General features: G+C 66.6%; 6 protein-coding genes. 4 read left to right on the plus strand and 2 right to left on the minus strand.

Translation table 11 applies throughout. The annotated features are described in order from the left end of the window. Positions 1-17: 17 nt before the first annotated feature. The gene (locus RCF34_RS20545; RefSeq protein WP_308709830.1) at positions 18-551 is read left to right on the plus strand and encodes a hypothetical protein; all 534 of its coding nucleotides are present in this window, start codon (positions 18-20) and stop codon (positions 549-551) included. A gap of 13 nt (positions 552-564) precedes the next feature. On the opposite strand, the gene rimI is transcribed toward RCF34_RS20545, so the two are convergent. Beyond that, positions 565-1,017 (minus strand): ribosomal protein S18-alanine N-acetyltransferase, encoded by a 453-nt coding sequence (gene rimI / locus RCF34_RS20550; protein WP_133861595.1) that lies wholly within the window; start codon positions 1,015-1,017, stop codon positions 565-567. After that, complete coding sequence (locus tag RCF34_RS20555; RefSeq protein ID WP_308709831.1) at positions 1,014-1,844, minus strand: energy transducer TonB; 831 nt, start codon at positions 1,842-1,844, stop codon at positions 1,014-1,016. The genes rimI and RCF34_RS20555 overlap by 4 nt, the downstream gene beginning before the upstream one ends. A 161-nt stretch (positions 1,845-2,005) precedes the next feature. Between RCF34_RS20555 and mksB the strand changes: the two genes are divergently transcribed. From mksB to mksF, 3 genes are read left to right on the plus strand one after another with little or no spacing between them, the layout of a single operon-like run. Further along, entirely contained in the window at positions 2,006-3,268 is a 1,263-nt protein-coding gene (gene mksB, locus RCF34_RS20560; RefSeq protein WP_308709832.1) for an Mks condensin complex protein MksB, read from the plus strand. Then, positions 3,258-3,935, plus strand: coding sequence for an Mks condensin complex protein MksE (gene mksE / locus RCF34_RS20565; protein ID WP_308709833.1), 678 nt, complete (start codon positions 3,258-3,260; stop codon positions 3,933-3,935). Before mksB ends, mksE begins: the two co-directional genes overlap by 11 nt. Further along, entirely contained in the window at positions 3,932-6,733 is a 2,802-nt protein-coding gene (gene mksF, locus RCF34_RS20570; RefSeq protein ID WP_308709834.1) for an Mks condensin complex protein MksF, read from the plus strand. The genes mksE and mksF overlap by 4 nt, the downstream gene beginning before the upstream one ends. Positions 6,734-7,161 lie beyond the last annotated feature (428 nt).

Consider the following 7,161-nt stretch of genomic DNA (forward strand, 5'->3'; position numbering starts at 1 on the left):
TGCCTTTGGAGACCACCATGAACAAGCCCGACATCACCAAGACCCCCGAAGAGATCGACGACATCCAGGACCGCATGGGCGACATGCGCGAACTCGACTTCAGCGAGCGCAAGGATGAGCGCGGTGGTCGCATCGGCGACGAAATGGACGAGCGCGACTATGAAGGCCAATTTCCCGAAGAGCGCGTGCGCCAGGCCGGCATGACCGGTGGCGAGACCCTGGATCATCAGCCGACGATGGACGACGCCAGCCCTGAGACCCTGCTGGACGAGACCGGCGCGCGCTCGCCGACCGACTACGGCGATGCCTGGCCGAACGACAAGGAACTGAGCGTGGTCGAGGACAGCGACATCGGCGGCGGCTCCGGTCAGGACGAAGCCGAGCTGGGACGCAGCCATCCCCTGGACGGCCAGGCCTGGGACGGTGATACCAGCGAACCCAATGAAGCCGAAACGCTGAGAGACGCCCGTTACGCCGATCTGGACGCCAATGACGAAGACCTGGCCGGTGATGCCGGTCTGGACCTGGACGAAAAACGCGCCGATCACTGAAACCGCTGACGGCCTAGTCGAGCAGCGTACAGGCCATCACCAGCGCATCTTCCCGGCCGCCGACCGCGGGATAATAGTCCCGCCGGCGGCCGATCTCGTTGAAGCCATAGCGTTCATACAACCGATAGGCCGATTGGTTGCTGGCGCGCACCTCCAGGAAGCACTCGTTGGCCTTGGCCTTGCGCGCTTCCTGCAGCAGGTGTTCCAACAGCCGCAGGCCGAGTCCCCGTCCCTGGCTTTCCGGCTTGATGGTGATATTGAGCAGATGGGCCTCGTCGAGAATGACGTTGATCACCCCGTGCCCCACCTGCTGCTCGCCAGCCGTCATCACCCAGCAGTCGTAGGACCTGAGTGCATCGGTGAAGATGCCGCGGGTCCAGGGATGGCTGAAGGCCTGATATTCGATCTTCAATACCGTGTTCAGATCGGCTTCGGTCATCCGCCGAAAGCTCACCGCATCGTTCATTGCTGTTCCATCCAGCGGCGCCGCAACGGGCGCATGGTTTGCCAGAGCGCGGCCTTGGCGGCCGGCTCTTCCATCAAGATATCCAGGCCCGGCACCAGCCAGGCCGGTCCCAGGGCGGTGTCCCGCTCCACACCCGTGAGCTGAGCATCCTCGACGCCGCTGCAGCGTCGCGCGGCCACACCGATCAGCCAGAGCCCCAGGCCCTCGCCCAGGCGCTCCTGGTGCCCCGAGACGAAGCTCTGCACGAATTCACCGGCCGCCGCCGGTCCCTGGTCGAGTTGAACGCTGTTGAGCAGTGGCCAGCGAATGGGCTCTTCATTGACGATCCGCGGCGTGTCCGGCAGGCCGGCAGCGCGCAGCAGATCCCTCAACAGCAAATAGGCCGGATCCCGCGCCCCCAGGGTATCGCCGGTAGGCAACTCCAGCAGCAGCAGGCAGCGCCCGGCTTGCAACAGCTGCAGGGCGAAACGGGGCGCCGGCTCCCGCGGCGGTGGCGGCGCGCGTTCCGGTTCCGGCTCGGCCACGGGCGGCGCAGCTGGCTTCAGCGCCGCGGGTCGCGGGATCTCGATGCGCGGCCGATTCGCCGCCGGCGTCTCGGCTACGGCAGCGGCCGGCGCGGCCTTGGCCACCGGCTCCGGGCGTACCACCCGAGCCACGACGAGCGCCTCTGCCGGCTCCTCGACCCACAGGGCTTCCGGTCGCGAAGGCGCGGCGAAGGGCAACACCGTGCGCGGCACCCAGACATCCAGCTGCAACGCCTGCAGATAGGCGCGACGACGCACCTCGGCGGCACGCGAGGGGCTGGTGGAAGGGGCAGGGTCGGACATGGGCGGATCCTTCGGACACGCGGCGGGATAATTCGGGGCGGCATTGTCGCGCGGATCGCCCCGGATCGAAAGGCCGCCCTGCCCATCGGTCCCACCGCGGTCACATCGAAGGCTCTGGCGTCTGGAGTACAATGGCGCTTTTGTCTGGTGCGGTCCCCACCATGATCGACCCCAAACGCGTCCTGCGTACCCTCGCCGAACACTGGCACCTCATCGACCCCCTGTGCGCCCACTTCGACAGCGGCACCCTGGGCCTGGCCGAGTTGCGTGCCCGCCTGGCCGAACAACTGCCCGAACGCACGCCGGCCGACCTCACCGCCCTGCTCGACACCTGGATCCGCCTGGACATCCTGGTGCCGGTGGCCAAGAGCCCCAATCGCTTCGAGCTCAATGGCCAGATCCACGACTTCCTCGGCTATCTCAGGCGCGAACACCGGCTGGGCCTGTGCCTGGAGATCGAGGCCTACCTGCGTCATCTGGAGCGCCTCGCCGGCCACATCCGCGAAGCCTTCGACAACCGCGACGGCCCCGACCTCGTCCGCCAGCTGCGCCTGCTCGACATGCGCGTGCGCGATGTCCTCAAGAAGCTGGCCAACGATGGCCATGCCCTGGAAGGCGTCGCCGAGCGCGCCAAGACCAGCGATCGCCAGATCCCCCTACGCCAACGCTATGCCGAGGTGCTGGCCACCTGGGACGAATACGTCGAGCCGATGATCCAGCTGGTGGCCGCCGACGGCGCCTTCGAGCGCGGCGTCCATCGCGTCGAGCAGGTGCTCCTGCACCTGCTGGGCGAACAGCAGCGCCTCGGCCACCTAGTCGACGACGACCTGCTGCTGCGCACCCAGGCGCGCATCTTGGAGATGCACAACGCCGCCCAGCTGGCCCTACGCCGTGCCCGCGAATTGCTGCTGCCACTGCGCGAGGAAGCGCGCCGGCACAATGCCGTGACCCGGGGCGCCGCCCTGGCTCTGGCCACCATCCGCCGCAAGGGCCTCGACGCCGTGCCCCAGGCGGCCCTGCCCCTGTTCAGCCGACCGCAGAGCGTCTTTCTCGGCACCACCGCCCAGGTGGAAAGCTATGTCTACGCCCTGGCCCGCTTCGAGCCCAAGCCGGCGCGCTTTCCCAGCCAGGCCAGTCGTCCGCGCGACAGCGAGCGCCCGGCAGCGCCCCGCACCGCCCGCGAGATGCTCGATCTCTGCCGGGACGCCTTGCCGCTGCCCGATCTCATGGCCTGGCTGCTGGAGCAGGAGCCGACCGGCGACACCGACGAGTTGCTCTACTGGTTCTCGCGCCTGTCCCGCGATGCGCGCTTCCAGCGCCAGCGCCTGGACCGCCGCCACTACGACACCCTCGAACACCGCGTCAGCCTGTGCTCCTACGCCCTGACCGCCCGATCTCTCGCGAGCGACGCCCATGCAACTTGATCTCAACGAAATGACCCAGCTTGCGCCCATCTTCCGCGAGCTGTTCAAGGGCTATCACCTGTCCCGCAGCGAGCCCGAGAGCTACGCCCAGCTCAGCCAACAGCAGGACCAGTACCGCGCGCTGTTCCGCGCCCTCGGCTTCGAACTGGTCTGCGATCCGCGCGGCTTCTACTACTTCGTGCCCGAGCAAATGGGTGCCCAGGTCAACAAGACCGCCCAGCGCCTGGCGCTGTTCACCTTCATTCTGGTCGAGCACCTCGCCGACCAGGGTCGCGACCCGCTGGCCGTGCTCGATGGCGGCACCCTGGGCCGGCACGAGTTGCCCGCGCTGCTGGACAAGTACAGCGACCTCTTCCTGCAGGCCGAGGTCACCACCCAGGAAGAGCTGGAGGAAAAGATCCTGCGCCGCCTGACCCAGCTCGGCTTCGCCCTGGACAGCAACGGCACCTACCGCTTCCTGCCGCCCATGCACCGCTTCCTCGATGTCTGCCTGACCGTGCAGCAGGATCGCGACCTGGCCGCCGGCCTGCATGCCAGCGACCTGCCGCTGCCGGCCCCGACCCTGGCGGGCGACGAAGACGGCACCGAGCAGGAAGGCGCCGACGAGGATGACGAAGAGGCCGCCCTGGCCCGCGCCATCGCCGCAGAACGGGAGTTCGACCTATGATCCGCTACGGCATCAGCCGCTTCGCCCTGCTCAACACCGCCGGCTACAGCCTCGGCCTCTTCCCGCTGGAACAGCCGCTGTCGGTCTACGGCGCCAACAACCTGGGCAAGAGCGCCTCGATCAACGCCCTGCAATTCCCCATCCTGGCGCGGCTCTCCGACATGAGCTTCGGCAAATACAGCAACGAGCAGTCGCGCAAGTTCTACTTCGCCACCGACACCAGCTACATCCTCATCGAACTGCGCCTGGCCCATGGCCCCCACGTCATCGGCGTGGCCGGTCGCGGCCCGGGTGGCGGCTTCGGTCACCAGTTCTTCGCCTATGCCGGCGAACTGGACCTGGCCCACTACCAGCGCGACGGCGCCTGCCTGCGCCAGCGCGAGCTGTTCGCCAGCCTGGAACGCGCCGGCCTCAAGGCCTATGAGGTCAAGCCCGATGAATTGCGCCGCCTACTGGTCGGCGGCCATACCAGCATCCCGCTGGACCTGACCCTGATTCCGCTGCGCTCCACCAACGAACAGAGTCTCAAGACCTTCCGCGCCCTGTTCATCAACCTGCTGCACATGCGCGAGATCACCGCGGCCAAGCTAAAGCAGCTGTTTCTCGACGCCTTCGAGCACAGCCTGAGATCCGGCAGCGTCGACTACATCGCCGCCTGCGAGGAAGCCTTCCGCGATGTCCGCCGCATGGAGCAGGACTACCAATCCCTGGTCGCCGCCGGCCCGCTGGTGGAAGCCCTGGCCAATGGCGTCGAGCAGCGCGACCGCCTGAGGGGCAAGCTGCATCGCCTCTCGCCCCTGCTCGACAGCCTGCTCGGCACCTGGCAGCACTATGCCCTCGACCGCCGCGACGAACTCCTGGCCCAGACCGAACACTACCGCCAGGAACAGGATGGTCTGCAGCAGAGCCAGCGCGACGGCACCAGCGAACTCATGCGCCGCGAGCGCGAGATCAGCGGCCTGCAGCGCTGGCTCGCCGACCTGGCCCAGCTCAAGCACCGCTTCGCCCTGGTGGAGTCCACCGCCCCCCTCGAAGCCCAGCTGCTGGCGGCCAAGGATGCCCACGACGAACTGGCCGGCGCCCTGTCCCAGGCCCGTCAGTTCAGCAGCGAAGATCTGGACCAGCGCGTCCGCGAACTGGAACAGCGCCTCAAGGGGATTCGCCAGCAACTCGACCACGCCGACAACAACAGCTATGCCCGCCTGCGCGAGGAATTCAGCCAGGCCGACGTCGACCGCCTGATGCGGCTGTTCAATGGCCAGCTGTTCAGCCTGCCGCTCGGCCCCAAGGGCGTCGAACTGGCCGAAGACGGCAACTGGGTAAAGACCTTCGAAGGCATCCTGGCGCGTTTCGAGGGTGATCGCCTCGAACTGCCGGGCTTGTCCCTCGACCTTTCGGGGATCGAGCCACCCACCCTGCAAGCCCTGGCTGATCGCGCCGCGCTGCGTGATCAGAAGGACCGTCTGGAGCGCGAGCTCAAGCAACTCAAGGCCCAGCAGGGCGTCAGCGTCGACCGCCGGGCCAGCAAGGCCCAGGCCGAAGCCCTCTACCAGCAGGTCCTGGATGCCCAGAAGGCCCTGGAAGACTTCCGTCGCTGCCAGACCCTGGGTGCCGAGGAAAACGAAAAACTCGAACAGCTGGCCCAGCTGGAAGCCGCCCAGGACGAACTGAGACGCGCCGGTGACGCCTTCACCGAACGCGTCCAGCAACTTTCCGCCAAGCTGCAGCTGATCGGTCGTCAGCTGGCCGACCTGGAAGCCAAGGACCGCACCCTCGCCGATGCCCTGCGCCGCCGGCAGCTGCTCCCCACCGACCTGCCCCAGGGCATGCCCTTCATGGAAGCGGTGGACGATTCCCTGGAGAACCTGCTGCCGCTGCTCAACGACTACCAGGACACCTGGCAGGCCCTGCAGCGTGCCGACACCCAGATCGAGGCGCTCTATGCCCAGGTCCGTCTCAAGGGGGTAGCCAAGTTCGACAACGAAGAAGACCCCGAGCGTCGCCTGCAACTGCTGGTCAACGCCTATGCCCATCGCCAGGACGAAGCCCTGACCCTGGCCAAGGCCCGCCGCGCCGCCGTCACCGACATCGCCCGGACCCTGAGAAACATCCGCAGCGACTACGACAACCTCGAACACCAGCTGCAGCTGTTCAACCGCGAGATCAATCGCAAGCAGGTCTCCAACCTGGAGAGCTTCCGCATCGTCCTGGCGCCCAATAAGGAAGCGCTCAAGCACATCGACCAGATCATCCACAGCGCCGGCCAGTACGAGGAAGGCGAGACCCTATCGGTGTTCGATCTCACCCAGGACAGCAGCCAGGACCAGAAGAACGAGGACGCCAAGGAATACCTGGCACGCCTGGTGGCCGCCAACGGCAACCAGCTCGGCCTCAAGGACCTCTTCGAGCTGGCCTTCGAGATCACCAAGCAGGGCGACCAGCCGATCCTGCACACCGACATCGACGGCGCCGCCTCCAACGGCACCACCATGACCATCAAGGCGCTCACCAACATGTACCTGTTGCTGCACCTGATGGACCGGGAACAGGCCGCCAAGATCCGCCTTCCCTACTACCTGGACGAAGCCGCCGACATCGACGAACGCAACCAGCAGGCGCTGATCGAAACCAGCCAGCAGCTGGGCTTCGTGCCCATCCTGGCCAGCGTCAAACCCCAGGTCAGCGCCCAGGTCGCCATCGACCTCGAAGGCGGCAGCGGCCCCGGCGGCATCTACATCGACGAAGCCGACTGGAAGTACATCGCCAAACGCGACCTCGCCCTGCCCGAACCCGCTTGAGCCCTCTCCAGAACGCAAAAAGCCCGGCACATGCCGGGCTTTTTCTTGCTCGCGTAACGCTACGGTGGGTTGGGCTGAGCGCAGCGAAGCCCAACCTCCGGAAGACAACGTCGGCCCCCACCGCAGTTCTTTCGATGCCTGCAGCGGACCGCCATCCTTGGGCTTCACTGCGCTCAGCGCCAACCTACGACCTTAACCTCACGGGCGATTACGCATCTTCAGCTCAAACACAACAGCCCAGCGCAGCCGGGCTGTTGTGGCTGTTCTGCTCTTGCAGACCAAAGCAGCACTTGACCTCTCAAGCCTCCGCCATGCCACCTTTAATCCCCTCCCCGGGCAGAGGCTAGGGTGAGGGCAACCCCGGGCACGTGAGTTACTTTCGTCCGCTGATCTGGCTATTCGCCCAAGCGCCCTGGCCCTCGGCCAAA

The sequence above is a fragment of the Pseudomonas sp. 102515 genome (assembly GCF_031085165.1).
GTDB lineage: Bacteria > Pseudomonadota > Gammaproteobacteria > Pseudomonadales > Pseudomonadaceae > Chryseomonas.